At 32.4% G+C, this 16,430-nt stretch carries 9 protein-coding genes; 2 read left to right on the top strand and 7 right to left on the bottom strand.

Going from position 1 to position 16,430, the window contains the following annotated elements; genetic code table 11:
* Positions 1 to 7 precede the first annotated feature (7 nt).
* Both Q0829_RS09030 and Q0829_RS09035 read right to left on the bottom strand, forming a co-directional pair.
* Positions 8 to 439 (bottom strand): dCMP deaminase family protein, encoded by a 432-nt coding sequence (locus Q0829_RS09030; RefSeq protein ID WP_298541843.1) that lies wholly within the window; start codon positions 437 to 439, stop codon positions 8 to 10.
* An 83-nt stretch (positions 440 to 522) separates the two neighbouring features.
* Complete coding sequence (locus Q0829_RS09035) at positions 523 to 1,107, bottom strand: HupE/UreJ family protein (protein WP_298541844.1); 585 nt, start codon at positions 1,105 to 1,107, stop codon at positions 523 to 525.
* Between the two features lie 217 nt (positions 1,108 to 1,324).
* Between Q0829_RS09035 and Q0829_RS09040 the strand changes: the two genes are divergently transcribed.
* Positions 1,325 to 2,140 (top strand): mechanosensitive ion channel domain-containing protein, encoded by an 816-nt coding sequence (locus tag Q0829_RS09040; RefSeq protein WP_298541845.1) that lies wholly within the window; start codon positions 1,325 to 1,327, stop codon positions 2,138 to 2,140.
* Between the two features lie 198 nt (positions 2,141 to 2,338).
* Positions 2,339 to 3,748 carry a glucuronate isomerase gene (uxaC, locus tag Q0829_RS09045; RefSeq protein ID WP_298541846.1) on the top strand — a complete coding sequence of 470 codons (1,410 nt, stop codon included), beginning with the start codon at positions 2,339 to 2,341 and terminating at the stop codon, positions 3,746 to 3,748.
* A 74-nt stretch (positions 3,749 to 3,822) separates the two neighbouring features.
* On the opposite strand, the gene Q0829_RS09050 is transcribed toward uxaC, so the two are convergent.
* The 5 genes from Q0829_RS09050 to Q0829_RS09070 all read right to left on the bottom strand — a co-directional run bounded on the left by Q0829_RS09050 (position 3,823) and on the right by Q0829_RS09070 (position 16,416).
* On the bottom strand, positions 3,823 to 6,237 hold the full coding sequence (locus tag Q0829_RS09050; RefSeq protein ID WP_298541847.1) for a glycoside hydrolase family 2 TIM barrel-domain containing protein: 2,415 nt from the start codon (positions 6,235 to 6,237) through the stop codon (positions 3,823 to 3,825).
* Positions 6,238 to 6,251: 14 nt separating this feature from the next.
* Positions 6,252 to 7,451 (bottom strand): glycoside hydrolase family 88 protein, encoded by a 1,200-nt coding sequence (locus Q0829_RS09055; protein WP_298541848.1) that lies wholly within the window; start codon positions 7,449 to 7,451, stop codon positions 6,252 to 6,254.
* 14 nt (positions 7,452 to 7,465) lie between these two features.
* Positions 7,466 to 9,013, bottom strand: a complete 1,548-nt coding sequence (locus Q0829_RS09060) for a RagB/SusD family nutrient uptake outer membrane protein (RefSeq protein ID WP_298541849.1) — start codon at positions 9,011 to 9,013, stop codon at positions 7,466 to 7,468.
* A 22-nt stretch (positions 9,014 to 9,035) separates the two neighbouring features.
* Positions 9,036 to 12,077 (bottom strand): TonB-dependent receptor, encoded by a 3,042-nt coding sequence (locus Q0829_RS09065; RefSeq protein WP_298541850.1) that lies wholly within the window; start codon positions 12,075 to 12,077, stop codon positions 9,036 to 9,038.
* A 235-nt stretch (positions 12,078 to 12,312) separates the two neighbouring features.
* Positions 12,313 to 16,416: a two-component regulator propeller domain-containing protein gene (locus Q0829_RS09070; protein ID WP_298541851.1), complete on the bottom strand. Its 4,104-nt coding sequence runs from the start codon at positions 16,414 to 16,416 to the stop codon at positions 12,313 to 12,315.
* Positions 16,417 to 16,430 lie beyond the last annotated feature (14 nt).

Below are 16,430 nucleotides of genomic sequence, written 5' to 3' on the forward strand. Positions count from 1 at the left end.
TAACCCATTAATCGTCTAAATCACTAATCTTTTCTATTTCTACTCCAGCTTTCTCTAAAAATAAAAGCCCTGAATTATCTTTATATCCTTGTTGATATACCACTCTCTTAATTCCCGCCTGATGAATCAACTTACTACACTCCTTACAAGGTGACAGCGTAATATACAATGTTGATCCCTTACAGGATTGTGTCGAAGAAGCTACTTTAGAAATTGCATTAGCTTCTGCATGAAGCACATACCATTTTGTGTATCCTTCTTCATCTTCACAAGGATTTTCGAAACCTGTGGGAGTTCCATTAAATCCATCAGAAATAATCATTCTATCTTTAACAATAACCGCACCAACTTTTTTTCTGTCACAATGGGACAACTTCCCCCACTCTCTTGCTATCCTAAGATACGCTTTATCATATTTTAATTGTTTTTTTTTTGACATATAAAAATTGGATGGTATCTATATTTATTAAAATACGAATATATTATGACTATGTGTCAAATACAACCCTAATTGACAATAAATTACCATATTTTATTTGAAATAATCATCGGAATAACCATTCCTATTACTATTGAAGAAACGACTAATATCCAATCTCGTTTAGAGAATCTAAAAAATGTTTGAATAATAAAATTGATCAACAAAACTATTAATACCACTAAAATTTGCGACATTTCAATTCCTAGACCAAATTCAAGGATGGAAAGTACTTTGTATTCCCCAACATCAATTATCATTTTGAAATAACTTGAAAATCCTAACCCATGTATTATTCCAAAAAATAAAGCCGTAACATATAGTATCCCCTTTTTATCATTTTGTGAAGTTTTTTTTGCCGTAAAAACATTAAACAAAGCGGTAGCTAATATGGTTATTGGAATCAAAAACTCTATTAAATCAGAGTTAACATTATCAACTAAAAAAGATGTCAGAAATAGGGAAATTGTATGACCTAAAGTAAACAAAGTTGTCAAAAACAATATTCTTTTCCAATTATTAAAGGAGTAACCTATCACAAGGACAATAAAGAACAAAACATGATCATATGCTTGCCAATCCAACACGTGAAAGAAGCCTTCTTTGAAAAAGTACTTAAATTCCGACATAATTTTAGGGTTTTGAGGTGGCCTAATGTACAATTAAAAAGAACAATTTAGAAGTTTTGTAAGAAGTCTTATAAAAATTTTAGGAATATTAACCATTTAAAGATGTTGAATGGTCTTTTATCGAAATTCTATTATTCTTAAAGTGCTAAAAAGGCTTTCGAATACATAAATCACTAATTTTAAGATTCACAAATTATAAATTTTAAAAAACTTGTATATGGATATTCAAAAATGGTTAGATAAAGGGTTAGGTTTTATTGTAGATTTTGGTCCAAAGGTTATAGGCGCAATTCTCATATGGATTATAGGTTCCTGGGTTATTAAAAAATTAATGAAGGGTATCTCTAAAATAATGACCGTAAGAAATTATGATGAAAGTTTACAAAAATTCCTTACCAATCTACTTGGATGGATCTTAAAAATCGTATTAATACTTGCTGTCCTTGGAACAGTAGGTGTAGAAACCACTTCTTTTGCTGCAATATTAGCTGCTGCTGGTTTAGCCGTAGGTCTAGCTTTGCAAGGATCTTTGGCAAATTTTGCCGGAGGTGTACTCATTATGATTTTTAAACCTTTCAAAATTGGAGACTTAATAGAAGCTCAAGGAGTTTTAGGTGTTGTAAAGGAAATAGAAATTTTTACTACTAAATTGTCTACTCCGGAAAACAAAGAAGCTATTGTTCCTAACGGAACCTTATCTAATGGTAATATTATCAATTACACTTCTCAAGGAACACTGAGAGTTGATCTTAATATAGGGATTGGATATGGAGATGATATCAAAAAAGCAAAAGATGTTATCATGAAAGTTCTTACTGATAATCCTAAAGTTTTAAAAGACCCTGCTCCTACAGTTGCTGTTAGTGAACTTGGAGATAATGCTATTAATCTTGTCGTTAGACCGAATGCTAATGTCGCAGATTATTGGGACGTTTACTTTGGCGCTTTAGAAGATTCTAAAAATGCATTGGATGCTGCTGGAATTTCGATCCCTTATCCACAAAGAGATATTCACGTCCATAATGTTAAATAATCAACCGAATTAGAAAAAGGCCTCATTAAAAGAGGCCTTTTTTCTTTTACAACTATTCCTCTCTGAAATAAGTTAATTTTAGCTATTTTACTTAAGAAGATCTATGGGTATTGTACAATTCTCTACCTAAATACATATCATTAGATACTCCTCCCTAGTTATATTGCAGCGATATAATGAACCATACCTTCTAATCATATGAAAGCGATAACCACTTTTATCCATGATGATTTTTTATTACAAAATGAATTTTCTAAAATTCTCTATCATACCTATGCGAAGAACTTGTCTATCATAGATTATCATAATCATTTATCCCCAGAAGATATTTGTAAAAACAGAAAATTTAATACTATTACTGAAGCCTGGTTGCAAGGTGATCATTATAAATGGCGCGCTATGCGAACATTGGGTATTTCTGAGGATTTTATTACAGGAAAATCCACTGACAAAGAAAAATTCATAAAGTGGTCAGCAACTGTTCCATATACCATAAGAAATCCATTGTTCCATTGGTCACATATGGAACTTAAAAAACACTTTTCGATCAATGATTTATTGTCACCAAATACAGCCGAAAAAATTTATGAAATAAGTAACGAACGACTTCAAGATATTAATCATTCAACACAAGGGTTACTAAAAATGAACAGAGTTGATATAGTCTGCACCACAGACGATCCAATTGATACTCTTAATTTTCATAATACATACGCTTCTCAAGAAAAACCAATGAAGCTATTACCTACTTTTAGACCAGACAAATCATATGCTGTAGAAAACTCTTCGTCTTATATAGAATATCTTGATCAATTGGGTGACAAATCCAACATCCAGATTAAGAACTTCGAAGATCTTCTGTTAGCACTTGAAAATCGAATTGATTATTTTCATACTGCTGGATGCAGATTATCTGATCACGGTTTAGAGAATTTATATTACTTCTCTCCAGGAACTTATAATATTGATCAAATTTTCAAAAAAATAACATCTCAAAAATCACTCGACACTGTAGAGATTCATTATTTTAAATTCGTGGTTTTATCTCATCTAAGTACTTGTTACCATAAAAGAGGATGGGTACAACAATTTCACTTAGGCGCTATTAGAAATAACAACAAAAGGCTTTTACGGAAACTTGGTCCGGATACTGGATTTGATTCTATCGGTGATTATTCTCAAGCTAAAAACCTAAGTAGTTTTTTAAATTCATTGGATGAAACCGATCAATTAGCTAAAACCATTATCTACAATCTAAATCCATCAGACAATGAAGTTTTTGCCTCTATGGTTGGTAATTTTAATGATGGTAGCGTTAAAGGAAAAGTTCAATATGGCGCTGCTTGGTGGTTTTTAGATCAAAAAGATGGTATGGAAAAACATGTAAACACTTTATCTAACCTTGGTATGCTAAGTTGTTTTGTCGGAATGCTTACTGACTCACGAAGTTTTTTGTCGTTTCCAAGACATGATTATTTTCGTCGCATCCTTTGCAATTTACTTGGAGAAGATGTAAAAAATGGAATGTTACCCAACGATGAAAAGTGGTTAGGAAAAATTGTTTCTGATATCTGTTACAATAACGCTAAAGAGTATTTTCCTTTTTAAAAGTAGTAGGGAAGGTATCACAAAAACCTCCCCTACAAACAATTCAAAAACTAACAAAATGTGAACTCTTATTATTATTTAAGTATCGTTAAATATGTTCCTTTAAAACTTTGGTTTAGCACCGTCATTTCCATAGCAGTACTTCCTTTATCAGGAATAACTTCAATAGAAGCTTGTCCATTAGACATTTTTATAGATTCACTGCCCATCGGAGTACCTAAATCTTTTTTTGTTTTTCCTCCAGATAAACATTGAAAATATATTCTTTCTTCATAATCTAAACATCGTAATCCAGTTTTATCCCTTGCAGTAGCAATGACCAAATAGTTTCCGTTTTCTAATTTTTTATAAGAAAGTGCTAACGAATTAGCAACATCATTCTTTTTATATCTATAATTAATGTTAAGACTGTCTGTAACTTTTTTCCCATCTTTAAAACCAACCGCTTTTAGTTTATTAGCGCCCTCTTTAAAAAGCACATCCCAGGTAAGTCCAGAAGCAGGAAATACACTTATGTCTTTTTTCTTTTTACCTAAAGTCTTACCTTCAAAATATAGCTCTACGTTATCACAATTACTATAAATGCTCACTGTTCTTGGCGTATCATTAGGGCCTTGTCTTTCTGTCCATGTATGAGATTCTATATATACAAAAGGATCTTTTGCCCAATAACTTTTAAAAACATAGTATGCATCTTTAGGGTTTCCTTCCCTATCCATAATCCCTTTTTGATTCATGTATGGAATATCATTTTCCGGTCTTAACGGAGTTCCGAAATCCTTAAATGCCCATTGCACGTTACCTACAAAAGATTCATTAGTTTCTGCTATTTTTAGGTGCCAGTCAAAAAGGTCTACGATATAATTTTCACTCCAATCACCAATCTTTGCAATATTAGTAACTGAAGTTTGTGTTATTGCTTCTGTCCATCCATCAGAATCCACAGCTCCTTGACCATCAATTGGATTTTCAGTATGTCTACCATAATGACTAGAACCTCCATATTCTGCATGAAGAAAATGAGGATATTCTTTAATATACTTTTTTAATGCTTTCTCATATGTTGTATAGCTACCAGAGTACCAACCTGACCAGATTGAGGGGGAGAATACATCAACAATATCAGAACCTGCATAATATTTCCTGATAGCTGTCATTCTTGTGGGATCCAAGGTGTGTGACAATGTATTTAATTCTATTAAAAAGTTATTTAGTTTCTCTTCATTATCACCATCTTTAAAATCCGGTAACCAATAAATTTCATTACCCAAAGACCATATAATCACACTTGGATGATTATAGTTCTGATTAATAATCTCCGATAACATATTTTTAGTATTGGTTTTCCATTTTTCATTCCCTATTCCTCCTCTACACCATGGCAATTCATCCCATACCAGAATCCCTAATTCATCACACATTTTATAAACCTCAGGATCTTGCGGATAATGGGCTAACCTTATAAAGTTAGCCCCCATTTCCTTAATAGCCTTAATATCTTTGCGATGTAATGTATTAGGCATAGCTGCACCATATCCTGCGTGCTCTTCATGACGATGTGTTCCCCGTAATAGTACCCTCCTACCATTTAAATAGAATGGTCCGTTTTTCTTAAATTCGAACCAACGAAAACCAAATCGATCTATTAACTTATCAACTTGCTTTCCGGATTTTAATAATAAAACTTCTATTTTATATAAATTAGGAGCGTTAATATCCCAGAGTAATGGTTTATTTGTGTTTTTGAAATCTATTGTTAATTGGCTGTTATCTACTTTTTTCGAAACAGTTTGTATCTTTTTTCCACTTGGTTCAAATAAATTGGCTACTAAATCATAGTTCTCTTTTGCCGTTATACCTTCTATTTCTAAATCTAATTTCAGTGATGCTTTTTCTTTAGAAACATCTGGAGTGGTAATTTTTAGATTCGCAATACTAGATGTATGCTTTTTAATAAGCCATACATCCCTGGTAATTCCTCCATAAATAAAAAAATCACTTTTCTGAGAAGGTATTATTTCCCGATTATAGCTGTTATCTACACGAACCAATATTTCATTTTTTCCAATCTTTAACTGATCCGAAATATCAAAGGAAAAACCGATATAACCTCCAATATGTTCTCCAGAAAGTTCACCATTTACATACACCTGAGTAGTAATGTTTGCACCTTCAAAATACAATTGATACACTAGTTCCTTATCTATAACATCTATTTGGATATATTTTCGATACCAACTGGCACTTCTTCTATAACCAGGTTGAAGATCTACGGTATCAAAATTATTCCAAGTATGGGGTAAATTAATTGATACCCAATCGGTTTGTTTATGTACCTGATCTATGCTTTCTAAATTCAATTCGAGATACTCCCAATCATTATTAATGTTCTCTTTTGATCTGTATTCTTGTGCTGAACAGTATGCAGAAAGAAAAACAAACACTACAATCCTAATTAAATTATATGAAGAAAAAACAGTATTATTCATAAGGTTCTACAGCTTTATTTTATACTAATTCTTCTTAATGTTGCTTCTAAAAAATAATAATCCGCATAATTAATTGGCCCATTAATCTCGTCATTTTTTGGCCAGTTTCCAGTACTATGATTTAGAATGAACGGTATGTTTGATTCATTTTGTATCACATACTTCATCGATGAAAGATTACTCATAATTCGATCAGAAAAATCTAAATATTTTTTATCATCAGTATATTCGTACAACTCAATCAATCCCGAAGCGATTATTGCTCCTGCAGAAGTGTCTCTAGGTTCACTAGGAATATTAGGCGCATCAAAATCCCAATAAGGTATTGCATCCTCCGGAAGATTTTCATGATTCATGATAAAATCTGCGATTTTTTTAGATTGTTCCAAAAATTCAACATTCTTAGTATATCGATATGCCATTGTATATCCATAAAGTCCCCAGGCTTGTCCGCGTGCCCATGAAGATTCATTCTTAAATCCTTGATGCGTAACCCTAGATCTTATATCTCCCGTTATGGTATCATAATCTACCACGTGATAGCTACTATTATTGTTTCTAAAGTGATTTTTCAATGTTGTTTTGGCGTGTTGTTCTGCTATTTCATAATATTTAGAGTCCTCAGAATAATTTGATGCTTCAAAAAGTAATTCCAGATTCATCATATTATCAATAATCACAGGAAACTGCCATTCTTCTTTATTAAAGTCCCAAGAACGTATAGACCCAACAGTTTCGTTATATCTGGTAGATAACGTTTGAGCACTTTGTATAATAATTTTCTTGTACGATTGATCATTGGCTATTCTATATCCGTTACCAAAACTACAGAACACTTTAAACCCCATATCATGGGTTCTATCATTATATTTTTCTTTCTCTATAAAAGCTGTCCATTCTTTGGCTCTATTACTGTATCTAGCATCACCAGTTATTTTATATATTAGCCATAAATTCCCTGCAAAAAAACCACTTGTCCAATCCTTTGATGGTACTTTTTTTATGGTTCCATTTTCATCAGCACTTCTTGGAAAAGTTAGTGAATCTAATGGATACTCCAATAGGTAAGAAAACCTATCAGAATATTTGACAACGGTATCTTGCTGTATTATCAATTCTTCTTTATTATCTGATGATACATCTTTACATCCTATAAAAAACACTAACATGATGATCAAGAATACCGGAGTTATAAATCTTTTTTCTCTTATCATAGCATAGATATCAATTAATATCCCGGGTTTTGTGGTAATAAGTTCGGATTTCTCGCTAACTCATCCGCAGGTAATGGTAATAAATAATCTTGATTTGGATCAAAGTTTGCTTTTACTCCTTCTAAACCTGATGCATTAAACACTTCATTACCGAGTCTTCTTCTAACGATATCATACCATCTTTTAAACTCAAATGCAAGTTCCCATTTACGTTCTTCTAAAACAACCGTTCTTAAGTCATCTTGTGATAATCCAGAGATATCTGCCGGAAAATCAGAACCGTTACCACTTCTTGCTCTAGCTCTCACTCTATTTATATATTCATGGGCTTCATTTGATCCTGGGTTTATTTCATTTAATGCTTCTGCAGCTATTAATAATACCTCTGCATAACGCATCATCATATAGTTAGCTTCTGATCCTCTGCCGTTTCCAGTTGCAGTAGCTCCTATGGCACGAGTATACTTTGCTATATGTGGTCGATTCACACCTCTACCGGCACCACTTTCTCGAAAAACAGTAAAAGGCCTTTCCTCTAACGTTTGGATACCAGTAACAGGATCTGTTATATTAAAAACCCCTGTAACATCTAGACTAACTAACTTTCTGTAATCTCTTTCATCCCAGGTATTAAATACTTCTAAAGAAGGAACACCAACTGACCAACCACCACCAAGACCATATTGTTGATCATCTCTAAGACCTGTCAATGCTGCTTGATAATCCCTACCATCATCTCCATTACTAGCACCAATAAAATCTAATACAAAAATGGGTTCCGAAGAGCTATCAATTTTACTAGAATCAAATAAATCTTGAAAATCTGGTTCTAACCCTAAATTGTAAGTTCCTTCATTATCAATCACTCCTTTGGCTTCATCATAAGCTTTCTGGTATTCACCTATAGTTAAATATACTAATGCTAAATACGAGTGCGCTGCGGATTTAGCGGGTATCGATCTGGCTGCTTGATTATCTGGCAACCATGTTTTAGCAAACTCAAAATCTGCGATAATGTTTTCGTATACATCTGCAGCGGGAGTTTTGCTAATAGAACTTGCCGCTTCTAGATCAGTTACTGGTTCATCTAAATAAGGGATGTCTCCAAATTGTCTTACTAAATGAAAATAAGCAAATCCTCTTGCAAAATATGCCAAGGCAGTAACTGGATTTTTTATTTCATCTGCTACGTTTACTTCTTCTGCACCAGCAATTGCTTGATTAGCAGCAGCTATCATTTGATAAGTTTTAAGCCAAGATCTGTCAATCATTGCATTATCGGTAGAAACATTAAACTCGTCATGTTCTATTCTTCGTGGTGCTGTTGTCGGGTCACCGATAGCAACCATATCGCCACGTAACATTAACGCTAAAGACATTCTTCTTCCCCAAAAATTTTCATGAGTCATATGTCCATAAGCACCATTTGCTGCTGTCTGTATATCATTTACATTGTTAAAAAAACCATCAGGAGCTAACAGCCCTACTGGCTCTTCTTCTAGGTCAGAGCATCCTATTATTGATAATCCTATCAATAAGAATAAATATTTATATTGTTTCATAATATATGCTTTAAATTATTGATTAAAATTTTACACCAAGACTAAAATTCACAGATCTAACCGTTGGATAATTCCCAAAATCAAATCCATTAAATGTGTTTTGACTACCTGAACCTCCACTTCCTAAAAAGTTCACTTCAGGATCTAATCCAGAGTAATCTGTAAATGTTACTAAGTTTTGAGCACTTATAGATACTCTTATATTATCCATACGCAACCTATCAGTAACCTGTGAAGGTAAATTGTAACCTAAGGCTATATTCTTTAATCTGATATAGCTTCCATCTTCTACAAAACGAGAAGAAATTTGTTTTCCTCTTAGTTTGGCAGAAGGTATGTCGGTATTTGTGTTTGTTGGTGTCCAGGCATTTAATACATCTGTAGTAGCATTAGAGTCTCCATTAAATAACTGCACATTAGTAAGATTCATAACATCTCCGCCATAGGCACCTTGAAAAAAGATACTTAAATCAATGTTTTTATAGGTAAAGGTGTTTGTGATACCTATTGTAAAATCTGGATTAGGATCTCCTATTATTTGTTGATCATCGGTAGTAATTACTCCATCTAAATTACCATCTTCATCCGCTAAATCCGTGAATAATTGATCTCCTGCTTCTCCGCCTTCAAAAATAGCGGTTCCTTCTGGTAAAGCTCCACCTTGGTAAACACCTCGATATTCGTATCCCCAAAATACACCAACAGCTTCTCCTTCTCTTAAAATATGTGTGCGATCTATATTAAAATACCCTGGAGAAGCATCTTGAAATATATCCTCACCATTTAGCAAACTAACAAACTCATTTTTATTTGTAGACCAATTAAAATCTGTAGTCCAACTAAAATTTTCATTGCTAATATTTCTTGTGTTTAAGGTAATCTCAAATCCTTTATTGTTGATCTCTCCTACATTTCTTAAACTAGCTGCCGTTAGAAATCCTAAATATTCTGGTTGACTAGAATCTGCTATGATAAGGTCTTTGGTATCGATGTTATAATAATCTAATGAAAGAGAAATTCTATTAGAAAACAGTCCTAGATCCAAACCGATATTAGTTTGATAAGAAGATTCCCATTTTAGATCTGGATTTGCCACTTGATTTGGCGTCACATTAATGACAGTCTGTCCATTAATAGGCGTAAAGACGGAAGCAAAACTGGCTAGTGATCCATAAGCTACAATTGCTTGATTACCGGTTACACCATAACTTGCTCTTAATTTTAGATTAGAAACAGTTTGACTATCTTTTAGGAAGTTTTCATTTGATATTTTCCAACCAATGGCACCTGAAGGGAAAATTGCATATTTCTCATTTTCAGAAAAATTCGAAGAACCATCTCTTCTTACAGTTGCGGTTAATAAATATTTATCATCATAATCAAAATTCAACCTCCCAAATTGAGATTGAATTTCGATTTCTGAAAATGAAGAGGTAGGGATTAATTGGGTAGACCCCGTTTGTAAAGCGTGGTAGGAAAAAGAATCCGAAGTAAACCCTTCTGCTCCCGCAGAAAATCTATCTGTAGAATTTTTTTGATATGAGTATCCCGCTAATAAAGTTAGGTTTCCTTTTCCTATCTCTGTCTTATAGGTCAAATAATTCTCACTTAGTATGCTTGTACTCCTAGAGTTTGTTATGGTTGCTCTTCCTCCAGTACCTCCTCCAGCAGTAGTGATTAATGTAGAAGGACTGAAAGTCCCCTGAGTGCCATTGATCGTACTAAAACCAAAAGTAGTCTTGAAGGTAAGGTTTTCAAATATATCATAATTGGCATATAAATTTGCTCTATAATTATCTGTTTTCGTTTCATCTATACTTTCAGTAGCAATTGCGAATGGATTATCTACATTATCACCGACAGAATTAATCGTATTAAGACCGTTGGCATCCTGTACTCCCAGATCTGGGGTAAATCGAAATAGTAATGAAACTACATCATCTCCACCACCATTTACCGTTGTACCGGTTGATTGTGTAGGAACTCCATCTTTGTTTCCTCTACTACCAAATATATTAGATCCTAATTTTAACTTGTTAGTTACCTGCGCATCAATATTTGATAAAAAAGAAACCCTTTCGAATTCAGAGTTTATAATAACACCTTCTTGTTTGAAATAGGTTGCAGATGCATAAAAGTTTATTTTATCACTTCCTCCAGAAAAAGAAAACTGATGATTCGCAGTACTACCACTTCTATATAACAAATCTTGCCAATCAGTATTAGCAGGTCCTTGAACATACCCTGGATTAATAGCTTGTTGATATACCGCAAATTGATCGGCATTTAATAAATCTAATCGATTGGCAGTATTTTGAATAGAATAGGTAGTATTTACCTCAACAGATAATTTGCCTTTTCTTCCTTTTTTTGTAGTAACTAAAACGACACCATTAGAACCTCTAGAACCATAAATAGCTGTTGCAGATGCATCTTTTAAAATCTCTATGGATTCAATATCATTTGCTTGTGGAAAAACACCTCCTACAAATCCATCTACAACTATAAGAGGAGCACTACTTGCATTAATAGAAGTATTTCCTCTAATCCTTACATTTATAGGAGCACCAGGTTCTCCTCCATTATTAGATTGAACTACAACACCAGCTGCACGACCCTGAAGCGCCTGTGCTGCGTCTAACACTGGGAAAGCATTCAACTCTTCTGATTTTACCGAAGATACCGAACCTGTTACATCACTTTTCCTTCGAGATCCATATCCTACTACTACAATTTGCTCTAAAGACTCTACAGAAGCAGTTAAAGTAACATTAATATTTTTGTTATTTCCTACCTTTATTTCTTGATCTGCAAACCCTACATAAGAGAATACTAAAACTGAATTTTCATTGGGCACACTTATCGTGTATAAACCATCAAAATCGGTTGTGGTTCCATTAGTTGTATTTTGTACTGTAACATTGGCTCCAGGAATAGGAACTCCATTCTCTGAGGTAACGGTTCCGTTAATATCAATTTGAGCAGATAAACCTGACCCCATCATTATTAATAGAATTGGAATACACTTTCTTAGTAATTTTAAGTATGTATACTTTTCATTCATGAGTATTGATTTATGTTAGTAAGTATTTCTAATAGAGGTATATAATCAGAAGACAAAAAAATACGATGCACAGCGAGAAAAGCAGCTGTAAAAAAATATATCTATTTTGTTTCCAATTCATACTCAAACCTAGTCAAAACACTATATCTAAAAGTTCAAAAAAGGGTATACTTATGTACTAAACGCTGATTATTAACAGATAAAAAGAGATATTCCTATTAAAACCATCTTGTTTTTAAGAAAAGAATTTTGATGCGTATTCTGAAGGTGTTTGATCAAAATGTTTTTTGAAGCATTTTGTGAAATATTTTGGGTTTCGAAAGCCAACTTTGTAACAAACTTCCGAAATATTTATCTGACCTAATTCTAATAATTGAGATGCTCTTTTCATTCTTATAGAGTGGATAAATTCATTAGGTGTTAAATTTGTCCATCCTTTAATCTTAGAAAACAACATAGTTCTACTTACTCCTAGTTCCGAGCTGAAGTATGGAATATCAAAAGACGTGTTACTGATATTATCTTCTACAATTTTTACTGCTTTTTTTAATAACTCTTCGTCAACAGAAGTTACTGTTATATCTGATGATTTAAAGTCATTAGATGAGAACTTTTCCTTTTGTTTTTGTATTGAAGAAAGTAAGTTTTTTATGGTCAATAAAAATTCTTTTACATTAAATGGTTTATTAATATAGGCATCTGCTCCTGACTCCAAACCATCAAACTTATATATTAATGAAGTTCTAGAAGTCAACAAAATAAAAGGAATATGACTTGTCCTTATATCATTCTTAATTTTAGCGCATAGTTCGGTACCTTCCATTTTTGGCATAATCACATCGCTTATAATTAGATCCGGTATCTTCTGCAATGCCTTTTTGAAAGCAACCTGTCCGTTCTCTGCTTTAATAACCTGATAATAATCCTTAAGCATGTCACTAATAAAGTTCCTTAACTCATCATTATCCTCAGCGATTAGAATTAATGGTTTCTGATCCTCCTTGTCAACCATTTCTACATCTAGATTTTTACTTTTTCTAACTGCAGAAATTTGGTTTTTATACTGACTGATATCATCACTTATTTTAAAATCCTTTATGATATCGGACTCATTAAGATGTTCCTTTCCTGTTTTCAATTTTACTCTAAAAATTGTTCCTTTATCTATATTAGTATCGACAACTTCAATAACACCTTTATGCAGATCAACAGCCTTCTTTGCTATAGATAAACCAATACCACTTGCTTGATTAAACTGTTTTTGATAGTCTTTATCTCCAGCTACTTCATAAAAACGATCAAACACTTTATCTACAAACTCTTTATCAATACCTTTTCCATTATCCTGTATTTCTACTATTGCATCTTTTCCTTTCTGAAAAATTCTAATATTAATTTCCCCTCCTTCCGAAGTATATTTAAATGCATTAGAAATTAGGTTGTAGAATACTCTTTCTAATTTATATCTGTCAAAATATACTTCAATAATTTCCGAAGAAGCTTCGAATGTATAGGTGTAAGATCCTGCTTTGGCAAATTCGTTAAAGGACAGATAAATTTCCTTTAAATATTTAACCAAATTACCTTCTGCAACTTCCAGCTTGGAATGCTTATTTTCAAACTTTCTAAAATCCAGCAATTGATTAATCAATTTCAGTAATTGATCGGCATTACGTTCTATAACAAGTAAACGCTTATACATCTTATTACTTCCCTGATAATTTTCTATCAGTTGTTGTAAAGGTGCTATGATTAAAGCGAGTGGTGTTCTAAACTCGTGGGAAATATTAGTAAAAAATTCTAACTTAGAACGATTCATTTCTTCTTTCCTAATATTTTCCAGATGCTCTAAATCTAATTCATGCTTCAGTTTCGTTTTTGCTTTATTAATTTGGTTTAATCCAAACAATGCTAAAACTATGATTAACACGTATCCAGCAAAGGCTATTGGACTTTTCCAAGGAGCTGGCTTCAATGATATTTTTAGTTGTGTTGGTTCATCATTCCAAATATTATCGTTATTTGCTCCTTTTACTTCAAAAGTATAATTCCCTGGTTTTTGTATGGCATAATTGACTTCTGTATTTTTTGTATACTGCCATTGATCATCTAACCCAACTAATCGATATGCATATTGATTGTTTGATGGGTTTATAAAATTAGGCATAGCAAAACTAATCCCAAAAGAAGCCTGATCATGCAACAAGGTTAATTTATTAGTATATGAAATGCTCTTTTTTAATACTTTCTCATTTCCATATGTATCAATTTTCTTTCCCTGAACATTAAAATCTGTTAAAACTACCGGTGGTACAAAAGTGTTCTTTTTTATCTGATTAGGATTCAAAAAAGAGACACCAGATGGACCACCAAAATAGAGATCTCCATTCTTAGCTTTTAAGCACGAATTATTATTAAATTCATTACTTATCAGTCCATCTGTTTGATTATAAAGAATTGAAGTTTTTTTATCAGGGTTATATGCCACAATACCCTTGTTCGAACTTATCCATATAACATCGTCATCATATTCTACAATACTAAAAACTGTACTAATTTTTGTACCTACTACATTAAGTTCTAATTTATTAAACTTATTATCATCAAACTTATACATCCCATTTGCTTTGGTCCCAACGTAGAGCTTTCCTCTTTTGTCTTCGTATATGCTTAAAATATCATCTCCTGACAATTGTTCTTCATTGAAAAAGAAACGTTTTACTGTAATTATTTCTTCATTATTTAACTTATCCTTTTCTATATAATTAAGACCATTTTGAGTACCAATCCATACATTAGAATTTTTATCAACAAGTAAAACTCTAATTCGATCATTAGAAAGTGATTTTTTATTTATATCATTATGATCTATAAACCTGAAATTCTTATTTATTAGGTTATATTGAATAAGGCCTTTCCCAAAAGTGCCCAAATACATAAAATGTCCGGATTTTTTAATCGTATATACTCCGATATCTTTAAGAAGTACTCTTAAATCCTTACTTAACAAATTAGTTACAAACTTCTTAGAATTTATATCATACAAAGCTACTCCAGCATTATACGTTCCTATCCAAAGTTTGTGGTCATCAAGAAATAATGATTTTATGCTAAGACTAGGAAGTTTATCATCTGCAATTTTTTGAATATCAACAGATTGGTTTTTCTTTAAATCTAATATACTAATCCCTTTGCCTTCGGTACCAAAATAGATTTTGCCAGAATCATCCTGTAAAATACTACTAACTACTCCATATTCAATATCTTCATTATTATTCTTTCTAAGAGATATAAAGTTCGAATTAGATTCATCCCAAATATTGATTCCTCCGTAATAGGTTCCGAGCCAAGTTGACCCTTTCTTATCAATAAAAATTGTTTTGATCGAATTCCGGCTAAGACTTTTTAAGTTATTTTGTTGATGTTTAATAGAAATAATAGAGTCATCATTATTTTTTATACAAAGTCCATCATAGGTTGCAATCCATAACACTCCCCTATTATCTATTGATAAACTTCTAACATCTTTATTGATTGTTTGATTTTTACTAGTCCTTTTTACATTCTTAAAAGAACCAGAGGTTAGATCGTAATAATTAAGACCTCCATATTTAGTTCCAATCCATAATCTATTTTCATCATCCTCAACAATAGCCTGGATATAGGAATCACTTAAGTTATTTGATCTTTGGCCACTATAAAATCTTGCAAAACTAAAATTGTTTTCACTCCTTTTTTTTAGCTTATTCAAACCGTTTGCAGTTCCTATCCAAACATCGTTTCTCTTGTCTTCATATATACTTAAAATATAGTTATTAGAGAGGCTTGAAGCATCAGTAGGGTCATTTTTAATAGTAATAAACGAATCGGATTCTCTATCATATATCATAAGACCATTAGAAGAACCGAACCAAAGCTCTCCATTATCTAGCATTTTAATTGACCAGATTGTATTATCTGAAATACTTCCTTTTTTACTAGAATGAAAATATGATTTAAACACATTGAGCTTAGGGTCATACCTGTTTAAACCATTATATGTACCGATCCAAATAAAACCTTCTTGATCTTCCTGTATGGATAAAATATCATTGTTACTGATTGAAGTAGAATCATTAAGCACGGTTCTATATACCGTAAAATTATCTCCGTCATATTTATTTAATCCATCTCTAGTTCCAATCCACATGCGTCCTAATCGATCCTGATGAATAGCAATTACGGAACTTTGGGATAATCCATCTGAGGTAAACAGATGTAAAAATTTATTGTAAAAATTATCTTGAGCGATAGATATGACAGAAATAAAAAATAAAAGTAACGCGTATATATATTTCATCAATTCCCTTAAAA

It is taken from the genome of uncultured Aquimarina sp. (genome assembly GCF_947492405.1).
GTDB lineage: Bacteria > Bacteroidota > Bacteroidia > Flavobacteriales > Flavobacteriaceae > Aquimarina.

What these genes read in the sequence shown, in the direction of transcription:
- Q0829_RS09035 (WP_298541844.1), bottom strand. Translation starts at nt 1,107, where the DNA reads ATGTCGGAATTTAAGTACTTTTTCAAAGAAGGCTTCTTTCACGTGTTG.
- Q0829_RS09050 (WP_298541847.1), bottom strand. Translation starts at nt 6,237, where the DNA reads ATGAATAATACTGTTTTTTCTTCATATAATTTAATTAGGATTGTAGTG.
- Q0829_RS09060 (WP_298541849.1), bottom strand. Translation starts at nt 9,013, where the DNA reads ATGAAACAATATAAATATTTATTCTTATTGATAGGATTATCAATAATA.
- Q0829_RS09070 (WP_298541851.1), bottom strand. Translation starts at nt 16,416, where the DNA reads ATGAAATATATATACGCGTTACTTTTATTTTTTATTTCTGTCATATCT.
- uxaC (WP_298541846.1), top strand. Translation starts at nt 2,339, where the DNA reads ATGAAAGCGATAACCACTTTTATCCATGATGATTTTTTATTACAAAAT.
- Q0829_RS09055 (WP_298541848.1), bottom strand. Translation starts at nt 7,451, where the DNA reads ATGATAAGAGAAAAAAGATTTATAACTCCGGTATTCTTGATCATCATG.
- Q0829_RS09030 (WP_298541843.1), bottom strand. Translation starts at nt 439, where the DNA reads ATGTCAAAAAAAAAACAATTAAAATATGATAAAGCGTATCTTAGGATA.
- Q0829_RS09065 (WP_298541850.1), bottom strand. Translation starts at nt 12,077, where the DNA reads ATGAATGAAAAGTATACATACTTAAAATTACTAAGAAAGTGTATTCCA.
- Q0829_RS09040 (WP_298541845.1), top strand. Translation starts at nt 1,325, where the DNA reads ATGGATATTCAAAAATGGTTAGATAAAGGGTTAGGTTTTATTGTAGAT.